Here is a 23,891-nt window from a genome sequence, read left to right as displayed (position 1 = left end):
TTAATTTAAAATTTACTGAAAAACTGAGGGAATAAAGGGGATGTCGATTATGATAAAGGAACATTACAATGTTATCGAAGCCCACGGAAATACAAACTGTTTCTCCGAACAGAATTTCAACAGACTTCTCGTTACAATGAAGGAACGTATGGTCCCTGAAGGATCACATCTGTTCTGGGAAGGCGACTACTCGGATAAATTGTTTTATATCAAACGTGGACGCGTGAAGCTGACCAAATCTACAGACGAAGGCAAGGAACTCATTCTTTATATGTACCAGGCAGGTGACATGGTTGGCCAGGCTGACCCGTTTTTCAGCACGAAGCACAGCTTCACTGCCGAGGTTATTGAAGAAAGCGAAGTTGGCGTAATCGAGCAAAAGGATCTGGAGATTCTAATCTGCCAGCACTGCGATTTCGCAATTGACTTCATGAAGTGGATGGGCATTCATCACCGTCTCACGCAGACGAAATTCCGTGATTTGATGATGTACGGCAAACCGGGCGCACTTTGCTCCACCCTGATCCGTCTCGGCAACACCTACGGCGAGAAGAATGGCGACAACATTCTGATCAACAAAAAAATTACGCATACGGATCTATCCAACATGATCGGTGCTACCCGTGAGAGTGTCAACCGGATGCTGAGCGATCTGCGTAAAAAAGATGCAGTTGAATATGAGAATGGCATGATCGTCATCAAGGATCTTGGTATGCTGCAGGAGATCTGCCACTGCGAAATGTGTCCGAACGAGATTTGCCGGATCTAATTCCCTAGTAATAATACCCTCTATTCTCCTCATTGAAACAGTTCTGGCCCAAATATTATTTAATAAAAATAGAGTGGTCAAAGACGCCTGCACGGCGTCTTTTTTTCTGCCGTCAACAGCGTTTGATCCAGCCTCAGCAGACAAAAAAACTGCCCCAAAGGCTTATGCCTTCAGGACAGTTTATCAGTACTTCCTTAACGTTTGCTGAACTTATTGCGGACAGGAGAGATCAGCCAGTACGCTGCGCCGACGAACAAGCCGCCGCCGATGATGTTGCCGAGCGTAACCGGAATCATGTTGTGCAGCCAGCCGGCTACCGTAACGGTTTCAGGGTGGTTCGGCAGCAGAACAGCTACGCTGAGCAGGGTCATGTTCGCGACGCTGTGCTCGTAGCCGCTGGCGATGAAGGCGAACAGGCACCACCAGATGAGCACCAGCTTGGCAGCTTCGCTTTTGGCGCGCGAGGACATCCAGATGGCCAGACAGACAAGCCAGTTACATAGAATGCCGCGGAAGAACAGCTCCGAGAACGGCAGCGTCATTTTTTTGGCTGCGGCGGCGAAGATCAGATGCTCCGCGGGAGCTGCCTTGAATAATCCGGTGCCCTGGATCAGAAGGGCCAGGATAACAGCGCCGCCGACGTTGCCGATAAAAACGATCACCCAGTTTTTGAGTGTATCCCACACTGACGTTCTTCCGGCGAGGGTACTGACGGTAAAAAACATATTGTTCCCGGTGAACAGCTCCGAGCCGGCAAAGATGACCAGGGTCAGGGCGATTCCGAAGGAGGCGCCCATTACGAGCGGCTGGAACGGCGATTTAATCGCCGCCAGCGGTGCTCCCAGCGAGAAGATTAGAATAATTCCGATTCCGACATATGCCCCTGCGAGCAGTGCCGCCAAAAAGTACCGCGGCAAATTTTCATTCATTTTATCCCGTTTGCTGACTGCTGCCTCTACGATGTTCTCGACGCTTTGCGTAAACATCTCTCCACCCCACCATTTCTAATCTTAAATTTAGCTTTGAATCAATGTACCCTGCAGGGTAACTTTAACACTATCCCCGTCTACAGTAACCGGGAATATGGCGACTCTTCCGTTGTCCGGAGCCTGAACCTCTCCGCTGCGCAGATCAATCTTCCAGTCATACAGCGGATCATACAGATAATGTCCTGACACGATTCCTTCCGCGAGCGGACCGCCTTTCGGATGAGGATTCTTGTTCTCCACGGCAAAAATCTGGCCATCCGAGGTTTTGAACACCGCCAGCTCCACCGGACCACAGCCGATTACACGGCCGATCTGCGGCAGGAAATGCTGAACCGTCCCTATCGTATACTCATGGTTTGTGTTTTCCATCGTTCTCTCTCCTCCTGGGCTTATTAATTTAGTGCTGGACTTTTTCGAACAGGGCGCTGCGTGTGTCTTCTTCCTTCAGCATTTTTTTCCATGGATCGGATACCTGGGCCAGGGCAAAATCAATCCGTGCCGCCAGCTCCTTGCGGTTCTCCTCATTGTTCAGGATTACACTCTGGATCTTCTCAAGACCCATACGTTCTACCCATTCCGAGGTTCTTTCCAGATAATTTCCGGTTTCACGGTAGAACTGCATTACAGCAGAGCACACTTCAACCAGCTCTTCATCGGTCTTCACCTTGCAGAAGGAATCTGCGATCCGCGGCTTGATACCGCCGTTACCGCCGATGAATACTTCCCAGCCGCCGTCATTGCCGACGATACCGATATCCTTGGTGCATGATTCAGCACAGTTGCGCGGGCAGCCGTTAACCGCCATTTTGAATTTGGCAGGGAAATCAAGGCGTTCGTATTTACGTTCAAGCATAGCCCCTACACCCATGGAGTCCTGTGTACCAAAACGGCAGAATTGGTTGCCGACACAGGTTTTGACGGTGCGCAGCGATTTGGCGTAGGCATATCCTGAAGGCATATCCAGCTCTTCCCACACTTTTGGCACATCTTCTTTTTTGACGCCGATCAGGTCCAGACGCTGTCCGCCGGTTACCTTGACTACCTTCACATCATATTTCAGGGATACATCGGCAATCCGTTTCAGATCTTCAGGTGTAGTCACACCGCCGTACATACGCGGAACAACTGTAAAGGTACCGTCCTTCTGAATATTGGCGCTCATCCGTTCATTGACAAAGCGCGATTCCTTCTCATCCTCATGCGTATCCGGATAGATCATGCCCAGGTAATAGTTGACGGCCGGACGGCACTTGGAGCAGCCTTCAGGCTGTTTCCACTCCAGCACGTTCATAACTTCCTTGGTGGTCTTGAGTCCCTTTGCTGTAATCTCGGCAACAATTTCATCACGGCTGAGCGATGTACAGCCGCAGATACCGGTTTTGGCACTTTCTTTGAAGCTGTCACCCAGCACAAACTGAAGAATTTGTTCAACAACCGGCTTACAGCCGCCGCAGGAACGTGTAGCTCCGGTGCAGGCTTTGATTTCATCTACAGTGGTAAAACCGTTCTCTGTTACCGCATCGACAATCGCTTTTTTGGTAACCCCGTTACAGCCGCAGACGATTTCTTCATCTGCCATTGCTTCTACGGACATGCCCTTCTTAGCACTGCCACCGCCGCCGCAGCAGCCGGTTCCCATTACTTCACTGTATATCTCATCGGTCATCTCTGTGCCTTGTTTCACAAGCTTCTGCAGGTTTGCAGATTCAGTAACATCACCGAACAGTACAGCACCGACAATTACATTATTTTTGAGCAGGATCTTCTTATAGGTTCTCTTCCATTCATCTTTAGCGGAGATAACAGTATGCTCCGGTGTATCCGTAAACTCGCCTGCCGAAAAGACATCCACGCCGGAAATTTTCAGCTTGGTCGATACAACTGACCCTTCATAAGGGTGGGTAGCGGCTCCGCACAGATGCTTCGCAAGCACCATACCCTGCTCGAACAGCGGGGCTACCAGGCCGTAGCAGATTCCGCGGTGTTCTGTACATTCACCGACAGAGTAGACATTCTCCATGGAAGTCTGCAGATAATCATTGACAACAATCCCGCGGTTCACGGTAATGCCGCTGTCTTTGGCCAGCTGGGTATTTGGTTTGATACCTACAGCCATGACCACAAAATCCGCCTGCAGCTCCGAACCGTCGCTGAATCTCAGTCCGTTGACACGTTCATCCCCGGTCAGCTCCACCGTCTGCTTGCCCATGGCGAATTTTACGCCTTGACGGGTAAGCTCTGCTTGCAGCATGGACGAGGCCGTATGGTCCAGCTGACGTTCCATCAGATCCTCCAGCAGATGCACTACTGTGACATCCATCCCGAGGTTAACCAGGCCTTTGGCTGCTTCAAGTCCGAGCAGACCGCCGCCGATTACTGCCGCTGTACGGTACTGCTTGGCAGCTGCCAGCATCGCATCACAGTCAGCAATGTCGCGGAAGCCGACAACACCTTCTTTGGTGCTGCCCGGAACAGGCAGAATGAATGAGTTGGAGCCTGTTGCAATAATAACTTTGTCGTAAGGAACAGCCAGTCCGTTCTCTGCGATGACCTGGCGGGATTCCTCATCAATCTTTACGACCGTAGTTCCTGTATGCAGCGTAATGTTGTTGTCTGCGTACCACTGGCGGTCATTCAGAATAATATCTTCGATGCTTTTGCTGCCTTCCAGTACATAAGAAAGCATAATCCGGTTGTAATTGGGATGAGGCTCGCTGCCGAAAATCGTAATATCATAAGCGCCGCCCAGCTTCAAAATCTGTTCAATCGTGCCTACGCCTGCCATACCGTTGCCTATTAATACTAACTTTTCTCTCTCCACTCTCACTGTTAGAACCTCCCCAAAACTCTTAAAATTCTTAGAATTTTATCTCGTACCTGAATTATACATTTTAAATTTGAACGGCATTTGTGATTACAATCACAATAAATGTGAATGTTTTCACAATATTACATGTCATGTTAGCTTACAATTGGTTTGTTAATTGCCTGAAGTTTGCAAAAAAAAACAGCCCATTCTCCCTACAGCTGCTGCCGGCTGCTTAGAGAAAAACGGGCTGTACAAATCTTTCCTGCCTATGAGGGCCAATTACCGCAGAACCAGGGAAATCTCCAGCTCATCCTGGATTCGCAGCTTCATATCAATGCCGCTGTCGAGCAGCGTTTTACCATTCAGCTTCAGCTTCCATTCTTCATTCGAAAGCGGCTTGTATTCCTTGACAGCGAGCAGCGTCCTGTTATTCTCGGCCAGATGAACCAGCCCGCTGCTCTTCAGCAACCCCCTCACCGTCATATTCTCTGTATATGGCATAACATAGGATTGGGTCAGCTCGGGCTGGCTGATCCCGCCGTTGACAGTCAGAATGACCGGCTGAAACGGAGCTTCCTGTGCAGCTGCGGCCGTTATAAGAATAGTATCTTCCCTCTTGACCACCGTGCCCTGATCAGCCACCGGCTTGCCGCTTAATTGAATCTCCCAGGCCATATCCGGACCGAGCGATATATGGTTTACAGTCAAAAGCGATTTGCCGTCTCCGGCAAAGGTGACAAGGCCGCTGGCTTCAAGCAGCTCCTTCACGGTGATCTCCGGCTTATAGGCATCACTGATCTGCCGGCCGGCGCTGCCGGTCAGGTCCGTATCCCCCACTTTTACAGAAAACACAGGCTGAACAGCACTGGCAGCAGCATTATTTACTTCCAGATTCCCGTTCAGGGCATCACAGCCTCCGGCAATCATGATTAGTATAAGCCCCAGACACAAACGCCACAGCAACTTCACTTGCACTTCTCCGGCACCGCCTTTTGTAGCCTGAACACAGCTTCCAGCATTTTCTCAGGCATGTAGTCGTTATGTATTAGTCCTACGTAAGGATAACGCAAATAGACAGGCTTCTCAATCATACCGCAGTCATTTTGCGGAACATTTACTGCTGGAGCCTGATGAATAATTGGTAAATAATCCCTATAGGCTGTGAACAGAGCGCATTAATGGGATTTTTCCCCTTATTACCTCTCATTCAGCGCCGTTCAGGCCAATTTAATGGGATTTTTCCCCTTATCGCCTCCCATTCAGCGCCGTACAGGCCAGTTTAATGGGATTTTTCCCCTTAAGCTCATTGTACTCAGCCTGATTTGTCCGATACATGTCTATTTGATTGCACAGAAAAAGCCCCCGAGGGGGCCTATAGCTTCACACACCGCTCCGCTTATTGATAACGCAGGAACAGGTTGTTGTTTTCCAGATGTACATGCTCGAAGGTCATGCCTTCAAGCTCTTCAAGCCGGGCATAGGTCAGACGATAGGTTGTGCAGGCATGCGGCGGCGGAGTGAAGTCATTGGTGACCGCACGCAGCTCACGCAGAATTTCGCCGGCTCCTTCATGCTCCTGCTCCAGATTATGCAGCAGCTCATGCAGCTCAGCCAATCCGGCTTCGCTTGGATTCTCGCTGTAAGCCAGCATTTTAGGGAATTCAACCTCCTCTTCCTGTGCGGTATGCTTCAGCAGATCTTCACGCAGCAGGTTGAATAGACGGTGTACTTCGGCCAGGTGTGGAGAATCCTCACCGTGCACACGGAACACCTTGGTAACATTCTGGCTAATCTGCGGGAGCTCTTCACGCAGGTAGCGGTGATGTTTGTTCACAATATGCTCTACCAGCTCACGGGAAGACGCCTGATTCCATTTCGTATCTTCTTCAAGTACAGGATGCTCCTCCACCAGCTTGAGCAGATCGCCGAGCAGCTGTTCCGCCTTCAGACCCTTCTCTTCGGCTGCTTCAGCCAGCGGCTTTGCACCGCCGCAGCAGAAATCGATTCGCTGTCCTTTGAAGTAATCTGCCGCTTTCGGAAATTTCAGTACGATATCTCTTACGAAATCTTCTCCGCTGAAGTTAAGTTGCTCTGTTGTCTGGTTTATTTGATTGGCCGTCATAGTAGGCCCTCCCTCATCGTTATTGGTCTAAGTTCTTTCTTACCTCTACACAATAACGCCCGCAGGGGCACGGCCTAGTGATTAAACGCACTGGATGTATAAAATTTTAGTGAACAGATTCATTCAATAAAGTTAAATATATTTGACTTTATGTATAATATATATTACTTTATAAACGAGGTGAAGATATGGGAAAAAACCTGCGGCTTAAAGCCGCCAGAGCAGAAAGGGATTTATCGCAGAAGCAGCTGGCAGAAGCTGTGGGCGTTACCAGACAAACTATTATTGCTATCGAGAATGGTGACTACAATCCCACAATACGGTTATGTATTGATATTTGTCTGACATTAGGTAAGACGTTGGATCAACTTTTTTGGGAGGCTGGAAATCATGAAAAAAGCTAATCTCGATGAATGGCAATTGCAAAAGCGGAACCAGGCGGGCAGGCAGACCTTTTACCTGCTGGCTTTCCTGCTCCTCGCTGATATGGGGCTAAATAATTATGGCATCCACTGGCTCGCTTATCCGCTCAGCAACTATTTCATCTTCCTTGTCGGTGTCGGCTCCTACCTGGTACGTATTATCTGGAACGGCTCTTACGTCGGACCTGGCAGCGGAAGCCTGACATCCGCAAGCCGGAGCCTGGTTGGCGCTTTGATCGCAATTCTCGTAGCGGTATGTGTTATAACACTGGCCCTGTCCAATTCGCCCGTTGAATCATCGGTCCGCAACACTGCCGCTCCTCTGCTGATCATATTCGCTGCAGTCACAGCCGTTATTCTGGGCGGTGTCCGCTGGATCAGAAGACGGGCAGAACAGGATGAAGCCTAGCAGCATAAAAAGCACCTCCGGATAGGGGTGCTTTTTACTATAATAACTACTGTATCGTAGCCTGCATATAAGTTCGCTTCCCCTGAGCGTCCTTCAGATAGGGGCCCAGCCCGGCAAACCTGGAGTGATCCACATACACTCCGGTCATCCATCTTCCTTCAGTCAGCCCGCCGTTCCACTGCAGAACCAGATCAGGGGCGGATATCCATTCCTGGTACACCTGTATATGATCTTCCTTGTATTCTTTATAAGGCTTACCATCCCCGATCAGCCGGAACGGGCTGACATAAGTCGGCACAAAATAATGCCCTATAGTATCCAGATCATCCCCGTCCAGAAATGCCTCGCTGCCCAGATAGTGCTGGAACAGCAGCGTATTCTCATACAGCGACCAAATTATAGCCTGCAAAACCATGCTCTGTCTTATCCCGTTATGAAAGGTGAACAGCCGCTGGCTTCCTGAAGCGGCCCGCTTTGCAGCATCCGCAGGCTCCAGGCAGTGCCGCTCACAGCCGATGCATTTCCAGCCTGACGGACTCTGAATCCATTTCTGAAACACACTTCCGCTGTCATTATCCCCTTTATATAAAGAGGAAATAATTTCATAGGGTACGCCGATCCACGAGTCCCACAAGGAGCCAGGAAGATAGCCGTGCAGCATGAACAGCGCCTTGTCATAAATAAGCTGGACTTTGATCGAAGCAGTCTCCAGTTCGGCAACATCCTCTTTTCCATAGGTTATTTCCCGGGAAAACAAGGTGGTTTTCATCTTCCTCGCCTCCTAAATGTTGTGCAGAACGGACTTCACACTTTGGTTACGCTTTCACTCAGTTTCTCTGCGACATCATAATCAGCGGCTAGACAGGCTGGCCACGCCAGTTTTTCCTATTATATTACATTTCCGCGCCAGTTGTGCAAGTTTTATTTTTTTGAAATTTATCTATGTTCTCTCTGCTGCTGAAAAAGCCCCTCTCTCCATCAGCGGAAAAAGGGGCTATCATCAGGACTGCGGTAGCGGGACTACTCAACCCAGCTCTCGGCCCAGGACTGAATCTGCTGCATGACCGGCTCAAGCGCGCGGCCCTTTGGCGTTAATTCATACTCGATGCGTACCGGAGTTTCAGGATACACATGTCTTACCAGAATGCCTTCGCATTCCAGATCCTTCATCCGTTCCGACAGCATTTTATCGCTCATTGACGGAATCAGTCCGGAGATATCCTTGAAGCGCTTCGGTCCGCTCATCAATGTCTGGATAATAAGTCCATTCCAGCGTTTGCCTAAGAAAGAGAAGGCCGTTTCGAATCTTGGGCACATCGTCAGCTGATGTTCTTCCATTGTTCTCACCTCTCGTTGTGAAGCTAACTATTAGTTAGTATATATAATTTTAACATATTTATAGCATAATGAACATCGTTTTCCCAAAAAAAGTTCATTAGCCCTACCTTATTATATCCGCAGTGTCAATCCCCTGTGCCTGCCTGCGGCTTGCGCCGGGCGATGGCCTCAGTTACCACGTAAGCCAGATCATCATTGCCGTAGAGTGACAGCACCCCGAGAACCGTATCATCCGAAATATCTCCGGCTTCTTCTTCTGGCACGGTCAGCGCAAGCGCACGGCCCAGTGCGGCGTTTCCTTCCTGCTGCGGATAGGCCTGCAAATACAGGGCATGCGGGTCCAGCTTGTTGTTCACGCACCACTGGGCAAACACGAGAATCATCATCTCCTCATCCCGCCTGTAGCTCTCGATAATCTGTTCCTCCATTGCTTTGCGGTAATCGTCCACGTTATTGCTCCTCTCTGTTTATCTGGCAGTCAGCTCTGCCGCCAGCCTGTGACCCGGCAATACGGCGGAAGCAGAAATGCTGCACTGCTCCGGTGTATCAATTGTACTTAAAAAATGCTTGACCGCTCCGCTGAATCCTCTGCGCTCCAGAACGGTATCCCAGCTGCCGAAGCTTTGGCTGCGGGGCAGAGAGCCCTTTTCATATAACACCGCCCGCTCCATATCCGTCACCTCTACTGATCTCCCGCTTCCGTGCAGCTCCAGCCTCTCAATATCAGCTCCGGCATCCCTTATCATGCTGTATATTCCGGTAACTCCCCGGTTCCAGCCAAGCATTCCGGAAGACTGCAGCAGCCGTCCCTCACTGTCGGAGTTCAGGCTGCTTCTCAGCAGCTCATAGTCATTGCCGCACAGCCACAGCAGCAGATCGAGCATATGGATCAGATCATCATGGACTGTCTCATGGCTGCTGCCGTTCTGCAGGCTGGTGCGGTGCTTGGCCGCATGACACTGGCTGATTCCGCCTGCCTTCTCAAGCCATGCCTTGGCTGCCGTATACATCGGTGCAAACCGGCGGTTGAAGCCGACAGCCAGCAGCACTCCCCGCTCCTCAGCCAGCTTGGCCATCCGCTGCGATTCCTCCAGGTCATAAGATAACGGCTTATCCACATACACCGGTAATCCGTGCTCCAGACATTTGGTAACATACTCATAATGGGTTGTAGTGGGACTGTGCACAAAGACTGCATCCAGGTCCCAGGAGAGCAGCTCATCCAGATCGGTTGTACCCTTGGGTAACCGGTAGGATCGGACCGCCCCCTGCACAGTAACCGGCGAATGGCTGAGCACGCCGACCACCTCTGCCTGATCGTGGCGGCTCAGCAGCGGCAGATATACTTTGCGGGCGATATCGCCGATCCCGATCATCGCGACTCTTTTACGTACGGGAGTATTCATAGTACATCTTCCTTTACATGTCGTATAGATGTATTATACCGTGACATGCCGCTGCGACAATGACCTTTGCTTCATTAATTGGTTTTTTTTCAGTATGATGAGAGGAACAGCTTGTGAAGGGGCATAGTAGAAATGCGAAAAGGATTGACGGTTCTCCTGTATGTTTCGGTTATTATTCTCGCGTTTATCTACAGGTATGATCTGCTGGACTGGCTTCGTGAGGATCATAGTCCTGTTCTGTCTTTTATTGCCGCTGTGCTTCTGGCCCTGTTTCCTGTCCTTCCCTACAAACTGGTCATCGGCTTGTTCGGTTATGTGTACGGAGGCTTTTGGGCGGCAGTCATCTGCTGGAGCGCAACAACGATTGCCGCAGCGGCCATGTACGGTCTCGTAAAATATCTGTTTCAGCAGCGCGCCTTCACTTATCTGGCTTCAGTGCACGCGCTCCATAAATTCACCTCTGCTATTCAGCGCCGCCCGTTTGCTTCCATTGTGTTGGCCAGACTGCTACCGATAGTTCCGCAGACTGCAGTGAATATATATGCCGGAGCCGCAGGGCTGCCCTTCTGGAGCTATCTGGCAGCATCAGGAATCGGCAAGCTTCCGGGCATTGCTTTATATGCCTTTCTCGGCGGCAGGTTATCGGGCCATCCCGGCAGCATAATCGCTGCATTGGCCCTTTATGGAGCAGTAGTGGCCGCCGCCGGATGGTCTCTGCGCATGCAATCCAAGGACAAAATCAAAGAACAATGATTCTGCCCGCTGGAGCGTTGGCAGATTGCGGCTATTTGTTTTATAATATATTTAAATTAAATTTTGATCTATTTAATTGCATTCCATAATATGGAGGGATATTAATGAGTGAATTTCAACCTGAACAAATAGGCTCGAAGACAGAAAAGGCCACCTTTGCAGGCGGCTGCTTCTGGTGTATGGTATCCCCGTTTGAAGACTTGCCGGGTATAGCCGGAATTATCTCCGGGTATACAGGCGGCCATACCGTTAATCCGACCTATCAGGAGGTCTGCTCGGAAACGACCGGGCATGTAGAAGCAGTACAAATTACATTTAACCCTGACATTTTCCCATACAGCAAGCTGCTTGAGCTGTTCTGGCAGCAGATTGATCCTACAGATGCCGGCGGCCAGTTCCATGACCGCGGGACCTCTTACGGCACAGCCATCTTCTATCATTCCGAAGAGCAGCGCCTGGAAGCTGAAGCCTCCAAAGCCGCGCTGGCAGCCAGCGGACGTTTCTCTGGACCCATTGTAACGCCGATTCTTCCGGCCAAGCCGTTTTATCCGGCAGAGGAGTATCACCAGGATTATCACCGTAAAAACCCGGGCCATTACAAGCGTTACCGCAAGGGCTCCGGCCGGGAAGCCTTCATTGAAGAGCACTGGAAGCATAAAGAGGACAAACAGAGCCTCAAGGAGCGTCTGACTCCGCTGCAGTATGAGGTTACCCAGAATAATGCGACCGAATCGCCGTTCCGCAATGAGTTCTGGGATCATCACGGCGACGGATTGTATGTGGACATCGTCTCCGGGGAGCCGCTGTTCAGCTCCAGGGACAAATTCGATTCCGACTGCGGCTGGCCCAGCTTCACCCGTCCGGTCCGCGATTATGCGGTTAAGGAAAAAACAGACCTCAGCCATCTGATGATCCGCACCGAGGTCCGCAGCAAGGTTGCCGATTCGCATCTCGGCCACGTCTTCACCGACGGCCCCGGTGAGAATGGCCTGCGCTACTGCATCAATTCAGCCGCCCTGCGCTTCGTGCCCAAGGAGGATCTGGAAAAGGAAGGCTACGGCGAGTACCGGGTGCTTTTCCAGTATGCATAAGCAGCTGCATCCGTTCAGTTCCTGATACCTGCAGAGCACAGACACAATAAGCCTCCAGCCCGTCTTTTGACGGGTTGGAGGCTTTATTTTGGCATACGCATTCGGGACCTTTACAGAAACAGGCTCATCCCCGGTGCATCGGCAGCTCTCGGCACAAAACCAAACCGTTCATAAAAAGCTGCTTTTCCGCTTGCAGCAGACAGCTGAATCCAGCGGATTCCCTTTGCCTTGCAATGGCCGATTAAGTGTTCCATTACCATTGTACCGATCCCGAGGCCTTGATAATCCGGCCTTACGATTACATCGCAAATCACACACTGGATTATACCGTCGGAAACAATTCTGCCGGTTGCGGCAAGCCTTCCGTCCCTGATAACACTTAATGTGTACCAGCTGTTTATTAAGGAATCCTGAAGCAGTGTTGAAGTCAAGCGTCCTTCCGGGTCCCAGCCGGTCGATTGATAAAGCTCATAATACTCCTGTTTATCAGGAAGGCTATCAAGAAACATCAAATCCAATGTCGCTTCCTCCGTCCTATTTATTCGAATGTTCATCCTCTTCTTTGAGCGGATCGGCTTCCTCAGTCAAGCTTCCGGTGCTGTGACCCGGCAATTCGCGCTGCGGTGTTCTGCCGGCACGTATACGATCCAGCTTAGTCTCCTGCCCCCGGCCGAGCTTCTTCCGGATAAAGAGCACAACAGCAGCAATGACCGCCAATACGACCAGTACAGGCAATGCTGCCGCCAGGAAGACAAACAGCCCCTGGAACATAACCGACAAGGCATGCAGACTCTTCGACAGCGCATCAGAGGCCCGTGTCAGCAGCGGCTCCTGCTCTTTTTTCTGAATATCCACGATGTCCGAGCCGCTCTGATAGAGGCGCAGCTCTACTGTTGAAAAGGATACATTCTGGTCGATATAACGCATTCTGCCTTTGATCTGCTCAATGGACTCCTGGATCGCTCCAAGCTCATTGGCAAAGGCTACAAGATCCGAGGATTTGGTCGCTTTTGACATAAAATTGATGTACTGGGTCTCCATCAGCTGCTTCGCCTTAAGGCGTGATTCGAGATCCACATATTCCTCCGACACATCCTGGCCCTCGATGCTCCGCTGAATCCCCTTGTTCTTAATCTCCTCAAGCTTGTCAAGAAACGGGGAGAAGCCCGCAGCCGGCACCTTCATCACAAAGTTTCCGCCCTTTTCGTAGTCGGACATATTCTCGGTGAAGCCGATGATATATCCGCCTGCCAGCGTAACCAGGTTGCGCACTTCGGACTGGGCCTTACCGTAATCCTCTACTTCCATGGTAAGATTCGCTTTATAAATCAGCTTCTTGTTCAGTCCGGCTGCTACGTCAATGCCGCTGAACCCGGATGTCCCCGCTGAGCTGCCGGATGCCTGCTGTCCTGAATTCCCGCCCTTGCCGGCCGGATTATTGCCGCCTGGGTCAGCTTCCCCACCGCCCATGGCAGTCTGATTCAGGTCCATATCTGCTGTGCTGTCGTACTTCATCGTTTCTTCTGCTACAGGTGCCGCTTCCGTTGAAGCTTCACTGGCTGTTCCCATATTCGCCCCTGCATTGTCACTTGCCGAATTGTTGTCACCTGAACCGCAGCCCGCCAGTATCACCGCCAAAACCAATAAACCTGTCAAGTAATGCAGACCCCATTTGCGCATACTCATTCCTCCAAAAGTGTAGTGGATTTCCCGCTTCTTTTGTGCAATGCAACCAGCCGTTCATCTTCTGTCTGTTTTTCAGATGATCCGCCTACTCATTTGACGTTCCAAATGCTGGAAGGTTGCAGGGAAAATAGTAAAAGCGCATCCTTTTCTGAACTTTGATTCCATAATTAACAATACAGACATATAAATTAATATTCAAAAAAAACGGACCACCCGACTGCCGGATGATCCGTTTGCGCAAATCCACTTTTTTTGCTACAATTATTATGCCTATCGACTCTGAAAAGACAAGATACGCCAAATACCCTGTATTCATCAGAATAAGGGTAAGGACTGTTCGGACAAGCTCCACCTTGCTGAACAGGGCGCTATTCGCACTAACAATATTGATAATCTACTATAAGGGGAGGTGACCCTCATGGCAAAAGACGTTATGTGTGCCGTAAACTCTTGCACCTACTGGGCTGAAGAGAACAAATGTAACGCTGAATCGATCTTCGTTGCTTATCACAGCTCCAAGGAGCCCAAGCATTCTGAAGAAACAGACTGCAAAACATTCGAAAGCAAATAAGGAATACTATCAGAAGGGACCCTCCACGGTTCCTTCTTCTCTGTATCTCATTTTATCAAGAATGATAATTATTATCAAGTATTTTTTTCATGTGCGGAGGGTCAACGATGATCAAGCAAATTGGCCAGGTTATGCTGTATGTAAATGATCAGGATCAGGCATTGCGCTTTTGGACAGAAAAGCTCGGGTTTATCAAAGTTTCGGAAGCGAACAACGGACAAGGCCTGCGCTGGATTGAAATATCACCAGCTGAAGGCGCTCAGACCTCCTTCGTCCTTCACAACAAGCAGCACATCGCCCAAATGCAGCCTGAGCTTCATCTTGGCACACCTTCCATTATGCTTCACACTGACGATCTGGACGGGCGGTATCAGGATTTTCAGAACAAGGACATCACTGTCGGCGATCTGGTGGATATGCCCGGGGGCCGGGTGTTCAACTTTGCCGATGATGAGAATAACTATTTTGCCGTTACAGAAGCAAATTAGATAATGACAACTACGCCACCACAGCTATTGTGGTGGCGTTTATTATGCGCGTGGACGCTTAAGCTTCCGCGGCTGCCGTCCTTTTAAACTCCGATTGCCTTCCTCACCTGCTCTGCCGCCTCTATCATATTGCGCAGCGCCGCAGCGGTTTCTTCCCAGCCTCTGGTTTTCAGTCCACAGTCCGGGTTAATCCAGAACTGTCCGGCATCAAGAACACGCAGGGCACGTTCGATACTGGCGGTCATCTCCCGGGTATCTGGTACCCGCGGACTGTGGATATCATATACGCCAAGCCCGATACCCTTATCATATTTCTGCTCCTCAAAGCTGACAATCAGCTCGCCATGGCTGCGTGAGGTTTCAATGGAGATGACATCCGCATCCATTGCCGAGATAGAATCAATCATATCGTTAAATTCACTGTAGCACATATGGGTATGGATTTGCGTTGTGTCCTTGACCGGATTTGTAGCAATCCTGAATGCCCGCACTGCCCAGTTCAAATAATGCTCATGATCCTCCGCCTTCAGCGGCAGCCCTTCACGGATGGCCGGCTCATCCACCTGAATCATCTCGATTCCGGCAGCTTCCAGCGCCTCTACCTCCTGGCGCAGCGCCAATGCAATCTGATTCGCCACCGCTTCACGGCTCAGATCATCCCGGACGAATGACCAGTTCAGGATCGTCACCGGTCCGGTCAGCATTCCTTTAACCGGCAGCTTCGTGAGCGACTGGGCATAGACACTTTCCTTGACGGTCATCGGCTCTACAAATGCGACATCAGCATAGATAACCGGCGGCTTCACACAGCGGGAGCCGTAGGACTGCACCCAGCCGCCTTTGGTGAACAGATAGCCGGCCAGCTTTTCGCCGAAAAATTCCACCATATCCGTCCGTTCAAACTCCCCATGTACCAGCACATCCAGGCCAAGCTCCTCCTGGAATGCAATGACATTCTCGATCTGCTTGCGTACGAATGCGTCATAGCGTTCCTGGCTCCACACGCCCTTGCGCCATTTGAGGCGGGCCTGCCGGACCTCGGCTGTCTGCGGAAAGCTGCCGATCGTTGTTGTCGGCAGCAGCGGCAGCTGCCATTTGTCGCGCTGGACCTTCTGCCGCTCGGCAAACGGCAGGCTGCGGCTGTCCGGAAGCTGCTGCAGCCTGCGCACCTGCTCCGCCACATCTCCGCGGCCGCGCTCCGGCAGTGCGCGGAACAGGGACAAGGCCTCGCGGTTCTCAGCCAGCTCTGCAGCATAGCTGTCCTGCCCGTCCGCTGCGGCTGCAGCAATCAGGCTCAGCTCCGCCAGCTTCTCGTCCGCGAAGGCGATGGCGTTCCTGACCGTGCTCTTCAGCCGGTCCTCGCCCTGCACCGATACCGGCACGTGCAGCAGGCTGCAGGACGGCTGCAGAATGAGCCGCCCGTCCGGCACGAAGGCCCGCAGCTCCCGGATCAGCTCCAGCTTGGCAGCGGCATCGCTGCGCCAGATGTTGCGCCCGTCAATGATGCCGGCGCCGAGCCATTTGTCCCCGGGCCAGCCCAGCCGGCGGATGGATTCCAGATTCGCTCCGCCGTCATGGACAAAATCCAGGCCAAGCCCGGCTACCGGAAGGTTCAGCAGCGCCTCCAACGGCTCCGCAGCCTCAAAGTAAGTCTGCAGCAGCAGCTTGAGTCCTGGCACCTCGGAGGCAATGGTCTCATAGATGCGCTCCAGAAGCCTGATATCTTCTGTACCCAGCCCGGTGACAACCGCAGGCTCGTCAATCTGCACCCAGGCTACGCCCTCCTGCTGCAGCTCCTGCAGCAGCTGAATGTAGACCGGCAGAAAGCGTTCAGCTACCGCTGCAATATCCGCAGCCGGGAAGCCTTTGGACAGCTTCAGGAAGGTGTAAAGGCCGAGAACAACCGGCTTGCCTTCAATTCCCGCCTGTTCCCTGGCGAACCGGTAAGCAGCAAGCGGTTTATTGGCTGTTAGCACCGGTGGCTGGTCACCAATCTCCGGTACGATATAGTGGTAATTCGTATTAAACCATTTGGTCATCTCGCAGGCGGTAGCTCCGGCACTGCCGCGGGCCATCGCGAAATACAGCTCCAGGGAAATCTCCCCGCCTTCATACCCGTACCGCGGCGGAACTATACCGAACATAGCAGCTGTGTCCAGCACATGATCATAGAAGGTGAAGTCGCCAACCGGAATCAGATTAATCCCGGCATGCTGCTGTGTTTTCAGATGCTGAAGCTGCAGACCGGACATGCCGGCCTTCAGGTGCTCCTCACTGATTTTGCCGCTCCAGAAATCTTCGAGAAGCTTCTTCCATTCCCGGTTTCTGCCGATTCTCGGGTAACCGAGGCTGCTGGTTGTTATAATGCTGGACATAATGACTCACTCCTAGTTCACATAATTGTATTTATCACGTTGTTATACGATGCTGGAGTTTAATAACGCAAGCGTTGCCCATCTCTCCTGGTCTTCGCCGCTCCCGTGCACCTGATCTGCTGCAATCATACTAACCGCAGGGATAGTCCGCAATAGCTTTGCCGTTTCCCGGCTATACACATTCTCTATAGCTGACACCGCAAAAGCCTGAAAGAAAAGCTCCATCCTCCCTTTTGCATCATCCACTTTTCTCCTTTTCCGCAGAGAGATACCGGAAAACTGCCGAAAACCGCATAAAAACGGCGGCTCCTTCCCTTCCCGGGAGGAGCCGCCGTTTGCGTCAGCCTGCTATAAATTAGGTTTATGGAGGCTGTCTCTCGAACCGCCTAGAACCAGATCAGATAGACCACGGCAGCCAGCACAATCCGGTAGATTGCGAAGGGCAGCAGCTTGATCCGGTTGATCAGCTTCAGGAAGAAGCGCATCGACAGCAGCGCAAACAGAAAGGCGCTGATGAAGCCGGCGATGAAGAACGGCAGGGCGTCCAGCGTAAAGTACTGCCAGTTCTTGATGAGCGAGATCAGACTGGCACCGGCCATAATCGGCACTGCCATAATAAAGGTGAAATCGGCAGCCGCCCGGTGGCTCATCCCGAGCAGCACGCCTCCGGAAATGGTCGAGCCGGAGCGGGAAAAGCCCGGCCAGAGCGAGACACATTGAATCAGACCAACCGACAGCGCCTGACGGTATGTAATTTGGTCGACCGTTTCTGTTTTTGGCTTTTTGGGCGCAAAGCGGTCTGCAATGATCATAAAGAGGGCTCCGACGACCAGACCGATCAGCACCGTTGAGGTTGAAAAGAGATGTTCATCAATGTAATCCTCAAACAGCAGGCCGAAAACGCCTGCCGGAATCAGGCCGACCAGGACCTGCCCCAGCTTCAGGCGGCCTTCTGTCTCCACCTGCGGCACACCGTCCGGTACGGCAGTCATTTCTTTACGGCTGAAACGCTTGAGTCCCAGCAGATCAATAAAGCGTTTGTAGAAAATAATGACCACCGCGAGGATCGATCCCAGCTGGATTACAACCTTAAACGTATTGGCTGTATATTTTCCCAGGAACTCCTGGGATTTCAGCCACATGTCATCCACAATGATCATATGGCCCGTGGAGGAAACTGGAGCAAATTCAGTCAAGCCTTCAACGATACCGAGAATAATTGCTTTCATAATGGTTAGCAGCTCCATGTCTTTCCCTCCTTATGATTGTCTCTGCTTATGCAGAGTTAATTAACTGCTGTTATCCGGCTGCAGCTTAGCTGCGGGCTTTGCCCGCCGCCTGGCGTCTGCGGAAGAACAGCACGCCCAGCACAAGAATTCCGGCTGCAAGCAGAGCGTAGACAACGTTCGAATAGGCATCCATATAATGGGCGATGTCTTCCCATGACTCACCCAGAGCAGCACCAAGCAGAATGAGCAGCGTATTCCAGCCCAGCGTACCGATGGTGGTGAACAGCATGAACTGGCCGAACTTCATCCCCGACATCCCGGCCGGGATAGAGATCAGGCTGCGCACCAGCGGAATCATCCGGCAGAACAGGACCGTCCAGTAGCCGTATTTGTCAAACCAGGCATCCGCCCGGCGGATATCCTTGGCGCTGATCCGCAGCCAGCCGCCCCAGCGCTCGACAATCTTCTCCAGCCTGCTTACATCGAGCAGCCGGCCGACCCAGTATAGCACGACCGCTCCGAGCAGGGAGCCGACCGTAGCGGCAATCAGCACACCGGGAATGGTCATTTCCGTGGTTGTCGTCATAAATCCGCCGAACGGCAGGATGATTTCAGAAGGGATCGGCGGAAAAATGTTCTCGAAGGCCAGCATCAGCATAATGCCGAGATAACCGAACTGCTCCATAAAGTCAGTAATCCAGGTTTTCATTGTAAAGTCCTCCGCATTCAGGTCAATTTTTTTTGAGGTTACGCAGATAACGGCCGCGGATCAGGAAGAAATACAGTCCCTGTGCCGCGAGATAACCGGCCAGCACCGCTCCCGTCTCCACAGCAATGGACAGGTAAAACAGCCGCTGCAGCGCGATAAAAGCAAACAGGCTGTGCAGTATGGCCATTCCAACCGGGATAAAAAACATCAGGGCCAGCTGCAGCGTAACGGTGCGATCCAGCTCCTGGTCGGTCAGCCCCATTTTAGATAAGGTGGAATACTGCTGCCGGTCGTGGTCCAGATCCGTATACAGTCTGAAATATAAGAAGCTGCCTGCGGCGATGAAGAAGACGGTCCCTACCAGCAGGGAAGCGAACAGCATCGTGCTGTAAAGGATTTTCTGAATTTCAAACAGCGTGCCGCTTACAACTACCGCATAGGGGGCATCGCTCTCATAGGCCACTTTCCCCTTGCCGCTGAGGGACCTTGCAATCCCTGAGGTTTGCGAAAAATCCTCTACATAGAAGCCTGTATAGCGGTCTGTGTGCACAGGAGTAATGGCCTGGAACAGACTGTCACTGACCACAATCCCGCTGAAATCCCCGCCGTCCCTGCCGTCCAGCTCAGGCAGCAGATATTCGGCAATCGGGACATGCCCGGTATAGCCGGCTTCAACAATCTCCACTCCCTGCTTCAGGGTATATACCGCCTTGACCCGGCTGGAGGTTAAGCTGCGGTCACGCTGCGAGCCGATCATCACCAGCCCTTCGCTGCCCTGCAGCGGCTGTTCGCCGGAGACGAATCCCGCCTTGTCCAAAGCCTGCATGTAGTCGCTGTAAGCGATCAGAGGCAACTGGAGCGTCAGGTCTGGCCCCGTCTGGGAGGCTACCTCCGCATATTTTACCGGGAGTGTTAATGTCTCATAAGGCAATCCGAGGCGCTCCAGCTCGCTGCGGATCCCCTGCAGATCACGCTCTGCCCTGTCTCTACTCTGATTGGCCTTGGCCACATAGCCTACAGCCGCCGGATAATCCAGCTTCAGCTCTCTGGACAGGGTATGAATCGATGCAAACACGCCGACAGAGGTAAAGGATACCGCCGATACAATCGTCACCATAAAAAACATCCGCCCGTTGGCCTTCCAGCGGTAAGACAGGCCCGACAGCATAATCAGATTCGTCTTGTGCCAGTAGAACCGGCGTATGCTGCGCAGCACACCCGCGATATACAGGCTCAGCTGTGTATAAAACAGATAGGTCCCGATAACCGTAATGGCAACCACCGGGAACATGACCTGCTCCACCGAGGAGGCCGAGGCCGAGGCCGCAAGGGCATATCCGCCGAGCAGCAGCAGTGCAGAGACGGCAGCCCATAGAAGGGATACCCGCGGTGCCTGTTCCTTCCTGCGTCCCCCGTGGAACAGGCCGCGAGGGGAATCCTGCCCGATCAGGACGAAGGTCCCGAGAGAGATCAGGACGAACAGCAGGGCGAAGCTGCTGATTGTCAGCACAGGCGCCTGCCAGGAGAAATAAAACTCTAGCGGACCGATCCCGAGAAAGCCTGCCCCTATCATCAGGAACAGCTTGCCCAGCAGCATGCCGAGCAGGGTGCCGCTCAGGATGGCCGAGCCGCCGATCATCATATTTTCCAGAAACACCATTTTGTTAAGCTGGCCCTTGGTCATTCCGTGCATCAGCAGGATGCCGAACTCCAGCTTGCGTGATTGCAGAAAGGAGCCGACGGAAACCAGAACGAACAGTGAGGAGAAAACAAAGATGATCCCCTCCGCCGCCAGCATCGTATTGGCCGCAGTGCTAAGAATCAAATCATCTTTAATGGCCGGATGAAAGACAAACAGCGCACAGAGGAAAAAAATCATTACCGAAAAGGAGCTGCAGACGAAATAGGCGGCATATTTGCGTTTGTTGCGTGTAACATTCCTATAGGCGAACTGGCGAAAGGTCATGGGAAGCTCCTCCCAGCAGCGACAGCATGTCGATGATATTCTGGAAAAAAGCCGCCCTGCTGCTTCCCCGGTACATCTCGTTGTAGAAACGCCCGTCTTTGATAAAGATGACGCGGTGGCAGAAGCTGGCCGCCACAGCATCATGGGTAACCATCAGCACGGTAGCCCCCTCGGCCTCGTTCACCTCAGCCAGCAGCCCCATGACTTCACCGGCCGTTTTGGAATCGAGGCTCCCTGTAGGCTCATCCGCCAGAATCAGTGACGGGCGGTGGATCATCGCCCGGGCAATCGCCACCCGCTGCATCTGGCCGCCGGAAATCTCATAGGTGCGCTTGAATAGCAGCTGCACGATTTCCAGCCTCGCCGCCACTTCCTGCAGCCGGCGTTCCATTTCTGCCACCGGGATGCCGGCCAGCGTGAGCGGAAGCACGATGTTCTCCTCTACAGTGAGCGTATCCAGCAGATTGAACTGCTGGAAGACGAAGCCCAGCTCCTTGCGGCGGAACAGCGCCTTCTCCTTGCGGTCCAGCGTGTTCGGATCACGGCCCCCGATCATCACTTCACCCGACGTAGGCTCATCAATGGTGGCAATGACGTTGAGCAGCGTAGTCTTCCCGCTGCCGGAAGGGCCCATAATGCCGACGAATTCCCCCTTCTCTACAGCAAAGCGGATGTGGTTCAGCGCGTGGATCGACACCTTGCCCTCGTATATTTTGGATAAATTGTGTACGTCTAACAGGGGCAAGTGCTTCCGCTCCTTTGTCTTAAATTGCTTTTATTATACAAAGTGTTAACACCAGGCACTATTTCTGAAACTTACAGTCACCTTACATTATTGTAAGCAAGCAGGGGTTGACAGCAGCAACAGCATCTCCTATATTTATATGCATGAGCATGCATTTAATGAACTGTGCCTCTGTTACATAAAGCATGCCAAATTCAGGCACTCTGCCAAGGAGAGATTACCGAATGAAAGATCTGTTCACCCCTTATGAGCTAAAGGATTTAAAGCTGAAGAACCGTGTAGTTCTGCCTCCTATGTGCCAATATTCCGTTACTGAGAGGGACGGTATTGCTACAGACTGGCATTATAACCATTATGTAAGCCGGGCCGTTGGCGGCACCGGGCTGATTATTATAGAAATGACGGATGTGGAGCCGGACGGCCGCATTACTGATTATGATCTGGGCATCTGGTCGGACGAGCACATCCCTGCCCTGGCACGGATTGTCGACGCCTGCCATGCCTACGGCGCTAAAGTGGGCATCCAGATTGCCCATGCCGGACGCAAGGCCGAGGACGCAGCCGTTCCTGTATCCTCCTCCCCGATCCCGTTCGACGATAAATCCAAAACACCCCGCGAGCTGACAACAGCAGAAGTGAAGGACATGGTCGGCAAGTTCCAGGCCGGCGTAAGACGTGCAATTAAAGCCGGTTTTGATGTGATTGAGCTGCACGGCGCCCACGGCTACCTGATCCACCAGTTCCATTCACCGCTGACCAACCGCAGAACAGATGAGTACGGGCAGGACCTTACCCTATTCGGCAAGGAAGTCATCGCTGCCGCCAGACAGGAAATGCCTGAAGGCATGCCGCTCATTATGCGCATCTCGGCGCAGGAATATGTTGAGGGCGGCTACGGCCTCAAAGAAAGCCTGAAGATCGGCGCAGCCTACAAGGAAGCAGGCGCTGACATCTTCCATATCAGCGCAGGCGGCGAAGGTGCTATTGCTGCTGCGGGCAGACCCGGTACGCATGCTGCTTACCAGGTGCCACTGGCCCGGGCATTCAAACAGGAGCTGGGAGTTCCCGTTATTGCCGTTGGCCGGCTGGATGAACCGGCGCTTGCCAACGCCGTAATCGGCAACGAAGAAGCGGATCTGGTCGCTGTCGGCCGCGGAATGCTGCGCAACCCTTACTGGACGCTGGAAGCCGGCGTACAGCTCGGCAAGGGTGCAGGCGTTCCGAAGCAGTATGAATTCGGTTTTCCACGGACCGCTAACTAAGCGGTAAACCGGAAGGCGCATTCTGGTATAGGGTTCAGCAGCATTACGGCCGGCATACTTCTTTGCTCGCAACCTGCAGGGCGGAAATGGTATAATGGATTTCAACTTATTTCATGTGCCGGCATGCACCGGGAGAGGACTTTTCAAATGAAGAATAATCCGGAGAATGATCTGATAGCCAGCTGGCTGTCCCTGACTCATATACAGATGAATGTTGCCAATGAACTGGAAGCAAGGCTCCAGGAGAAGTATCAGCTGTCACTCAAGGAATTTTACCTGCTGCTCTTTCTGTCCGAGGCTCCAGAGAAGAAGCTGAGGCTGCAGCAGCTTGAGGCAATGGTCGGCCTCAGCCAGAGTGCGGTCTCCCGGCTGGTCAGCCGGTTCGAAGCCAAGGGCTGCGGTGCGCTGGAGCGCAAGTCTTGCGATAGCGACCGCAGAAGCATCTATACCTCGCTGACAGCGATCGGACAGGGCAAGGTGGACCAGGCGCGGGTAACAGTGGGCGAGGTGCTGGCAGAGGCATTTCCGCACAGTGAAGCTGCACAGCTGCTGGAGCAGCTTGCCCGGCTGGGGCAGCAGCAATAGGCTGCAGCAGCCTTTAAAGACGTACCACGATAAATACCCCGCTATCCTTTTTTGGAATAGCGGGGTATTTTTATGCAGGTTCGTCCATCAGCCCTTTTAAGCGCTCAGTCTCTCCGTAATAATATGCGGTTTCCGGATTAGCCTGACAGTTACATAAGGCGGTGAAA

At 52.3% G+C, this 23,891-nt stretch carries 26 protein-coding genes; 9 read left to right on the top strand and 17 right to left on the bottom strand.

Annotated elements, in window-relative coordinates:
- Nucleotides 1–49 precede the first annotated feature (49 nt).
- The gene (locus M2108_RS07420) at nucleotides 50–769 is read left to right on the top strand and encodes a Crp/Fnr family transcriptional regulator (RefSeq protein WP_260509899.1); all 720 of its coding nucleotides are present in this window, start codon (nucleotides 50–52) and stop codon (nucleotides 767–769) included.
- 194 nt (nucleotides 770–963) lie between these two features.
- Here M2108_RS07420 and M2108_RS07415 read toward each other — a convergent pair whose 3' ends face one another.
- The 5 genes from M2108_RS07415 to ric form a co-directional block, all read right to left on the bottom strand.
- Nucleotides 964–1,755, bottom strand: coding sequence for a formate/nitrite transporter family protein (locus tag M2108_RS07415; protein WP_277468604.1), 792 nt, complete (start codon nucleotides 1,753–1,755; stop codon nucleotides 964–966).
- A gap of 30 nt (nucleotides 1,756–1,785) precedes the next feature.
- Nucleotides 1,786–2,127, bottom strand: a complete 342-nt coding sequence (gene nirD / locus M2108_RS07410; RefSeq protein WP_277468605.1) for a nitrite reductase small subunit NirD — start codon at nucleotides 2,125–2,127, stop codon at nucleotides 1,786–1,788.
- A 28-nt stretch (nucleotides 2,128–2,155) separates the two neighbouring features.
- Nucleotides 2,156–4,585 (bottom strand): nitrite reductase large subunit NirB, encoded by a 2,430-nt coding sequence (gene nirB / locus M2108_RS07405; RefSeq protein ID WP_277468606.1) that lies wholly within the window; start codon nucleotides 4,583–4,585, stop codon nucleotides 2,156–2,158.
- A 261-nt stretch (nucleotides 4,586–4,846) separates the two neighbouring features.
- On the bottom strand, nucleotides 4,847–5,536 hold the full coding sequence (locus M2108_RS07400) for a hypothetical protein (RefSeq protein ID WP_277468607.1): 690 nt from the start codon (nucleotides 5,534–5,536) through the stop codon (nucleotides 4,847–4,849).
- A 427-nt stretch (nucleotides 5,537–5,963) separates the two neighbouring features.
- Nucleotides 5,964–6,689 carry an iron-sulfur cluster repair di-iron protein gene (gene ric / locus M2108_RS07395; protein WP_277468608.1) on the bottom strand — a complete coding sequence of 242 codons (726 nt, stop codon included), beginning with the start codon at nucleotides 6,687–6,689 and terminating at the stop codon, nucleotides 5,964–5,966.
- Between the two features lie 188 nt (nucleotides 6,690–6,877).
- Here ric and M2108_RS07390 point away from each other — a divergent pair, with 188 nt between their 5' ends.
- Together M2108_RS07390 and M2108_RS07385 are read left to right on the top strand one after the other, a co-directional pair.
- Nucleotides 6,878–7,093: a helix-turn-helix transcriptional regulator gene (locus tag M2108_RS07390; RefSeq protein ID WP_277468609.1), complete on the top strand. Its 216-nt coding sequence runs from the start codon at nucleotides 6,878–6,880 to the stop codon at nucleotides 7,091–7,093.
- Nucleotides 7,080–7,520, top strand: a complete 441-nt coding sequence (locus M2108_RS07385) for a hypothetical protein (RefSeq protein WP_277468610.1) — start codon at nucleotides 7,080–7,082, stop codon at nucleotides 7,518–7,520. Before M2108_RS07390 ends, M2108_RS07385 begins: the two co-directional genes overlap by 14 nt.
- A gap of 46 nt (nucleotides 7,521–7,566) precedes the next feature.
- On the opposite strand, the gene M2108_RS07380 is transcribed toward M2108_RS07385, so the two are convergent.
- The 4 genes from M2108_RS07380 to M2108_RS07365 form a co-directional block, all read right to left on the bottom strand.
- Nucleotides 7,567–8,289, bottom strand: a complete 723-nt coding sequence (locus M2108_RS07380) for a hypothetical protein (RefSeq protein WP_277468611.1) — start codon at nucleotides 8,287–8,289, stop codon at nucleotides 7,567–7,569.
- Between the two features lie 251 nt (nucleotides 8,290–8,540).
- Nucleotides 8,541–8,858, bottom strand: a complete 318-nt coding sequence (locus M2108_RS07375; RefSeq protein ID WP_039875309.1) for a winged helix-turn-helix transcriptional regulator — start codon at nucleotides 8,856–8,858, stop codon at nucleotides 8,541–8,543.
- 125 nt (nucleotides 8,859–8,983) lie between these two features.
- Entirely contained in the window at nucleotides 8,984–9,286 is a 303-nt protein-coding gene (locus M2108_RS07370; protein WP_481856880.1) for a hypothetical protein, read from the bottom strand.
- A 39-nt stretch (nucleotides 9,287–9,325) separates the two neighbouring features.
- Nucleotides 9,326–10,264 (bottom strand): Gfo/Idh/MocA family protein, encoded by a 939-nt coding sequence (locus M2108_RS07365; RefSeq protein ID WP_277468613.1) that lies wholly within the window; start codon nucleotides 10,262–10,264, stop codon nucleotides 9,326–9,328.
- Between the two features lie 132 nt (nucleotides 10,265–10,396).
- Here M2108_RS07365 and M2108_RS07360 point away from each other — a divergent pair, with 132 nt between their 5' ends.
- Together M2108_RS07360 and msrB are read left to right on the top strand one after the other, a co-directional pair.
- Complete coding sequence (locus M2108_RS07360; RefSeq protein WP_277468614.1) at nucleotides 10,397–11,017, top strand: TVP38/TMEM64 family protein; 621 nt, start codon at nucleotides 10,397–10,399, stop codon at nucleotides 11,015–11,017.
- Nucleotides 11,018–11,121: 104 nt separating this feature from the next.
- Complete coding sequence (gene msrB, locus M2108_RS07355; protein ID WP_277468615.1) at nucleotides 11,122–12,108, top strand: peptide-methionine (R)-S-oxide reductase MsrB; 987 nt, start codon at nucleotides 11,122–11,124, stop codon at nucleotides 12,106–12,108.
- A 110-nt stretch (nucleotides 12,109–12,218) separates the two neighbouring features.
- On the opposite strand, the gene M2108_RS07350 is transcribed toward msrB, so the two are convergent.
- On the bottom strand, nucleotides 12,219–12,617 hold the full coding sequence (locus M2108_RS07350; protein ID WP_277468763.1) for a GNAT family N-acetyltransferase: 399 nt from the start codon (nucleotides 12,615–12,617) through the stop codon (nucleotides 12,219–12,221).
- Between the two features lie 25 nt (nucleotides 12,618–12,642).
- Nucleotides 12,643–13,788, bottom strand: a complete 1,146-nt coding sequence (locus tag M2108_RS07345) for a DUF4349 domain-containing protein (protein WP_277468616.1) — start codon at nucleotides 13,786–13,788, stop codon at nucleotides 12,643–12,645.
- 424 nt (nucleotides 13,789–14,212) lie between these two features.
- Between M2108_RS07345 and M2108_RS07340 the strand changes: the two genes are divergently transcribed.
- The gene (locus tag M2108_RS07340; RefSeq protein ID WP_090712784.1) at nucleotides 14,213–14,365 is read left to right on the top strand and encodes a DUF1540 domain-containing protein; all 153 of its coding nucleotides are present in this window, start codon (nucleotides 14,213–14,215) and stop codon (nucleotides 14,363–14,365) included.
- Nucleotides 14,366–14,472: 107 nt separating this feature from the next.
- Nucleotides 14,473–14,853 (top strand): VOC family protein, encoded by a 381-nt coding sequence (locus M2108_RS07335; protein ID WP_277468617.1) that lies wholly within the window; start codon nucleotides 14,473–14,475, stop codon nucleotides 14,851–14,853.
- An 83-nt stretch (nucleotides 14,854–14,936) separates the two neighbouring features.
- On the opposite strand, the gene metE is transcribed toward M2108_RS07335, so the two are convergent.
- From metE to M2108_RS07305, 6 genes are all read right to left on the bottom strand, one after another.
- A complete protein-coding gene (metE, locus tag M2108_RS07330) occupies nucleotides 14,937–17,228 on the bottom strand; it encodes a 5-methyltetrahydropteroyltriglutamate--homocysteine S-methyltransferase (RefSeq protein ID WP_277468618.1) in 2,292 nt (763 codons plus the stop codon).
- Nucleotides 17,229–17,270: 42 nt separating this feature from the next.
- Nucleotides 17,271–17,453 (bottom strand): hypothetical protein, encoded by a 183-nt coding sequence (locus M2108_RS07325; RefSeq protein ID WP_277506140.1) that lies wholly within the window; start codon nucleotides 17,451–17,453, stop codon nucleotides 17,271–17,273.
- A 161-nt stretch (nucleotides 17,454–17,614) separates the two neighbouring features.
- Nucleotides 17,615–18,475 (bottom strand): undecaprenyl-diphosphate phosphatase, encoded by an 861-nt coding sequence (locus M2108_RS07320; RefSeq protein WP_277468620.1) that lies wholly within the window; start codon nucleotides 18,473–18,475, stop codon nucleotides 17,615–17,617.
- Between the two features lie 67 nt (nucleotides 18,476–18,542).
- Nucleotides 18,543–19,166, bottom strand: a complete 624-nt coding sequence (locus tag M2108_RS07315; RefSeq protein ID WP_277468621.1) for a DedA family protein — start codon at nucleotides 19,164–19,166, stop codon at nucleotides 18,543–18,545.
- A gap of 22 nt (nucleotides 19,167–19,188) precedes the next feature.
- The gene (locus tag M2108_RS07310; RefSeq protein WP_277468622.1) at nucleotides 19,189–21,132 is read right to left on the bottom strand and encodes an FtsX-like permease family protein; all 1,944 of its coding nucleotides are present in this window, start codon (nucleotides 21,130–21,132) and stop codon (nucleotides 19,189–19,191) included.
- Nucleotides 21,107–21,877 carry an ABC transporter ATP-binding protein gene (locus M2108_RS07305; protein ID WP_277468623.1) on the bottom strand — a complete coding sequence of 257 codons (771 nt, stop codon included), beginning with the start codon at nucleotides 21,875–21,877 and terminating at the stop codon, nucleotides 21,107–21,109. The genes M2108_RS07310 and M2108_RS07305 overlap by 26 nt, the downstream gene beginning before the upstream one ends.
- A gap of 224 nt (nucleotides 21,878–22,101) precedes the next feature.
- Between M2108_RS07305 and M2108_RS07300 the strand changes: the two genes are divergently transcribed.
- Nucleotides 22,102–23,139 carry an NADH:flavin oxidoreductase/NADH oxidase gene (locus tag M2108_RS07300; protein ID WP_277468624.1) on the top strand — a complete coding sequence of 346 codons (1,038 nt, stop codon included), beginning with the start codon at nucleotides 22,102–22,104 and terminating at the stop codon, nucleotides 23,137–23,139.
- Nucleotides 23,140–23,286: 147 nt separating this feature from the next.
- Nucleotides 23,287–23,724 (top strand): MarR family winged helix-turn-helix transcriptional regulator, encoded by a 438-nt coding sequence (locus M2108_RS07295; protein WP_277468625.1) that lies wholly within the window; start codon nucleotides 23,287–23,289, stop codon nucleotides 23,722–23,724.
- The last annotated feature ends 167 nt before the right edge of the window (nucleotides 23,725–23,891 follow it).

The organism is Paenibacillus sp. PastM-3 (assembly GCF_029893965.1).
Taxonomy (GTDB): Bacteria; Bacillota; Bacilli; order Paenibacillales; family Paenibacillaceae; genus Paenibacillus_AQ.
This window is presented reverse-complemented; position numbering and strand designations above follow the sequence as displayed.

Excerpts from the sequence above, each read along its gene's own strand:
- M2108_RS07420 (WP_260509899.1), top strand. The coding sequence starts at position 50 with ATGATAAAGGAACATTACAATGTTATCGAAGCCCACGGAAATACAAAC.
- M2108_RS07415 (WP_277468604.1), bottom strand. The coding sequence starts at position 1,755 with ATGTTTACGCAAAGCGTCGAGAACATCGTAGAGGCAGCAGTCAGCAAA.
- nirD (WP_277468605.1), bottom strand. The coding sequence starts at position 2,127 with ATGGAAAACACAAACCATGAGTATACGATAGGGACGGTTCAGCATTTC.
- ric (WP_277468608.1), bottom strand. The coding sequence starts at position 6,689 with ATGACGGCCAATCAAATAAACCAGACAACAGAGCAACTTAACTTCAGC.
- M2108_RS07390 (WP_277468609.1), top strand. The coding sequence starts at position 6,878 with ATGGGAAAAAACCTGCGGCTTAAAGCCGCCAGAGCAGAAAGGGATTTA.
- M2108_RS07385 (WP_277468610.1), top strand. The coding sequence starts at position 7,080 with ATGAAAAAAGCTAATCTCGATGAATGGCAATTGCAAAAGCGGAACCAG.
- M2108_RS07380 (WP_277468611.1), bottom strand. The coding sequence starts at position 8,289 with ATGAAAACCACCTTGTTTTCCCGGGAAATAACCTATGGAAAAGAGGAT.
- M2108_RS07375 (WP_039875309.1), bottom strand. The coding sequence starts at position 8,858 with ATGGAAGAACATCAGCTGACGATGTGCCCAAGATTCGAAACGGCCTTC.
- M2108_RS07370 (WP_481856880.1), bottom strand. The coding sequence starts at position 9,286 with ATGGAGGAACAGATTATCGAGAGCTACAGGCGGGATGAGGAGATGATG.
- M2108_RS07365 (WP_277468613.1), bottom strand. The coding sequence starts at position 10,264 with ATGAATACTCCCGTACGTAAAAGAGTCGCGATGATCGGGATCGGCGAT.
- M2108_RS07360 (WP_277468614.1), top strand. The coding sequence starts at position 10,397 with ATGCGAAAAGGATTGACGGTTCTCCTGTATGTTTCGGTTATTATTCTC.
- msrB (WP_277468615.1), top strand. The coding sequence starts at position 11,122 with ATGAGTGAATTTCAACCTGAACAAATAGGCTCGAAGACAGAAAAGGCC.
- M2108_RS07350 (WP_277468763.1), bottom strand. The coding sequence starts at position 12,617 with ATGTTTCTTGATAGCCTTCCTGATAAACAGGAGTATTATGAGCTTTAT.
- M2108_RS07345 (WP_277468616.1), bottom strand. The coding sequence starts at position 13,788 with ATGCGCAAATGGGGTCTGCATTACTTGACAGGTTTATTGGTTTTGGCG.
- M2108_RS07340 (WP_090712784.1), top strand. The coding sequence starts at position 14,213 with ATGGCAAAAGACGTTATGTGTGCCGTAAACTCTTGCACCTACTGGGCT.
- M2108_RS07335 (WP_277468617.1), top strand. The coding sequence starts at position 14,473 with ATGATCAAGCAAATTGGCCAGGTTATGCTGTATGTAAATGATCAGGAT.
- metE (WP_277468618.1), bottom strand. The coding sequence starts at position 17,228 with ATGTCCAGCATTATAACAACCAGCAGCCTCGGTTACCCGAGAATCGGC.
- M2108_RS07325 (WP_277506140.1), bottom strand. The coding sequence starts at position 17,453 with ATGGAGCTTTTCTTTCAGGCTTTTGCGGTGTCAGCTATAGAGAATGTG.
- M2108_RS07320 (WP_277468620.1), bottom strand. The coding sequence starts at position 18,475 with ATGGAGCTGCTAACCATTATGAAAGCAATTATTCTCGGTATCGTTGAA.
- M2108_RS07315 (WP_277468621.1), bottom strand. The coding sequence starts at position 19,166 with ATGAAAACCTGGATTACTGACTTTATGGAGCAGTTCGGTTATCTCGGC.
- M2108_RS07310 (WP_277468622.1), bottom strand. The coding sequence starts at position 21,132 with ATGACCTTTCGCCAGTTCGCCTATAGGAATGTTACACGCAACAAACGC.
- M2108_RS07300 (WP_277468624.1), top strand. The coding sequence starts at position 22,102 with ATGAAAGATCTGTTCACCCCTTATGAGCTAAAGGATTTAAAGCTGAAG.
- M2108_RS07295 (WP_277468625.1), top strand. The coding sequence starts at position 23,287 with ATGAAGAATAATCCGGAGAATGATCTGATAGCCAGCTGGCTGTCCCTG.